2 protein-coding genes are annotated in these 2,492 nt (G+C 73.8%); both read left to right on the top strand.

Annotated features, from left to right (window positions below; translation table 11 throughout):
* The coding region (gene eccCb / locus ABZV34_RS38510) for a type VII secretion protein EccCb (RefSeq protein WP_356287654.1) at window positions 1-1,739 on the top strand (1,739 nt) is incomplete at its 5' end.
* Window positions 1,740-1,783: 44 nt separating this feature from the next.
* Window positions 1,784-2,492: EsaB/YukD family protein (locus ABZV34_RS38515; protein ID WP_356287657.1), on the top strand; the 709-nt coding region annotated here is incomplete at its 3' end.

Genomic DNA, 2,492 nt, shown 5'->3' on the forward strand with positions numbered 1-2,492 from the left:
CGGAGAGCACGGCGAGCCTGCTGGAGGTGCTGGTGGACCGGCTGGCGCAGAGCGGGCCGCCGGCCCGGCAGGTCTGGCTGCCGCCGCTGACCTCCTCCCCCAGCCTGGACCAGTTGCTCCCGGGGATCGTGCCGGACCCGGTGCGCGGGATGAGCGCGGCAGACCATCACTGGCTCGGCGCGCTGCGCGTCCCGCTGGGCCTGGTGGACCGGCCCTTCGAGCAGCTGCGCGAGATGCTGGTGGCCGACCTGTCGGGAGCCGACGGCCACATCGGCCTGGTGGGTGCCCCGCAGACCGGCAAGTCCACGACCTTGCGCACCCTGATCCTCTCCCTGGCCCTGACCCACACCCCGTGGGAAGTCCAGTTCTACTGCCTGGACTTCGGCGGCGGCGGCCTCGTCTCCACCGCGGGCCTGCCGCACGTCGGATCGGTCGCCACCCGCCTGGAGCGCGACCGGGTACTGCGCACGATCGCGGAGCTGACCCAACTGCTGGAACGACGCGAGGCGGAGTTCACCTCGCGCGGCCTGGAGTCGATGGCGGCCTACCGCGCCCTGCGCGCCGACGGCACGATCGACGACCCGTACGGGGACGTCTTCCTGGTGGTGGACGGCTGGTCCACGCTGCGCCAGGACTACGAGGACCTGGAGCCGAAGGTCATCGAACTCACCTCCCGTGGCCTCTCGTTCGGGCTGCACGTGATCGCCTCGGCGGTGCGCTGGTCGGAGATCCGTCCCCGCCTGCGCGACCTGCTCGGCACCAAGCTGGAGCTGCGGCTGGGTGATGCCACCGAGTCCGAGATCGGCTCGCGGATCGCGGCCACCGTGCCGCACCAGCCGGGCCGCGGCCTGACCGCGGCCGGCCACCACTTCCTGGCCGCACTGCCGCGACTGGACGACTCGGGCGCCACCGACGACCTGACCTCGGCCACCAAGGCCGCCGTGGCGGAGATCGACACCTTCTGGACCGGGCGTGCCGCCCCCGGCGTGCGCCTGCTGCCCAGCCGTCTGCCGGTCGACCAACTCCCCCCGGCCGACGGCGATCTGCGCGTCTGTCTGGGCTGGGACGAGCAGCGCCTCGAACCCTCCTGGCACGACTTCGCCACCAGTGCGCACCTGATGGTGATGGGAGACGGCGAGAGCGGCAAGACCAACACGCTGCGCCTGGTCATCCGTGCCATCACCGCCCGCTACACCCCCGACCAGGCCCGGATCATGGTCGCCGACCCCGGTCGTGGCCTGCTCGCCTCGGTGCCCGAGGCGTACCGGGTCGGCTACGTCGTGGACCGCGACGCGCTCGCCGAGCTCGCTGCCAACGCGGCCGTCTCGGTCGGCAAGCGGGTGCCGGGCCCGGACGTCAGCCCCGAGCAACTCGCCCGGCGCGACTGGTGGCAGGGCCCGAGGCTGTTCGTCATCGTCGACGACTACGACCTGGTCTGCGGAGCCGCCGGTGCGCCCTCGCCCATGGCACCGCTGGTCCCGCTGCTGGCCCAGGGCCACCACATCGGCCTGCACTTGGTGGTCTCCCGCAGCACCTCCGGAGCGATGCGCGCCATGATGGATCCGATGCTGCGGCGCATGTGGGAGCTGGGCAACCCGGCCCTCCTCTTCTCCTACCCCAAGGAGGAGGGCAAGTTCCTCGGCGAGGCCAAGCCCCGCACACTGCCCGCCGGCCGGGCCCAGTTCGTCACCCGCCGGTCCGTGCGACTCGTCCAGACCGGGCTGGTGACGCCCTCATGACGACCGCGCCCGCCCACACTCCCGCCGTGCATCCAAGGAGCACCATGTCTACCGCCGCGCCCGCGGTGTCGCCCTCGTCCACCGAGGTCTGCCGACTCACGATCGTCCACCCGGGCGGCCGGTGTGACGTCTCGGTCCCGCTCACCACGTCCGTAGGCGACCTGCTGCCGGCCCTGTTGCGCCACCTGCCGCAGTCGCCGCAGGAGCGCGGCACTCCCCTGGTGCTGCAGCGGCTGGGCGAGGAGCCGCTGGACCCGGACGGCACGCCCGAGAGCCTGGGGCTGCGGCACGGCGACCAACTTCACCTGCGGCCGGCCGACGCGGCGCTGCCCGCCCTGCACTTCGACGACGTCGCCGACGGCGTGGCGCACGTGGTCGGTGCGCGGCCTGACCGGTGGCAGCCGTCGACCAGCCGCCGCCTGGCACTGTCGCTGGCCGTCCTCGTGCTGGCCGCGGTGAGCGCCTCCCTGCTGAGCAGCGACCCCGGACCGTTCTCCGCCAAGTGCGCCGGGGTGATCACCGCCGTACTGCTGGTGACCGCCTGCGTGGTGGCCTCGCGGCCCGACGGCGACCGCGGCGCCGTGCTGATCGCCGCGCTGGGCGCGCTGGCCCACGGCGCGCTCGAGGGGCTGGCCCTGCGCACCGGGCCGCACGGCCACTTCACCTCGGGGCCGGCGGCGGTCCTGGTCGCCGCCAGGGGCGTGGCGGTGGTCGCCGCCGTCCTGCTGACCCTGCGGCCGCTACCGCCGGTCG

Origin of the sequence: Streptomyces sp. NPDC005195 (assembly GCF_040608315.1) — a bacterium.
Lineage (GTDB): Bacteria > Actinomycetota > Actinomycetes > Streptomycetales > Streptomycetaceae > Streptomyces > Streptomyces kaempferi.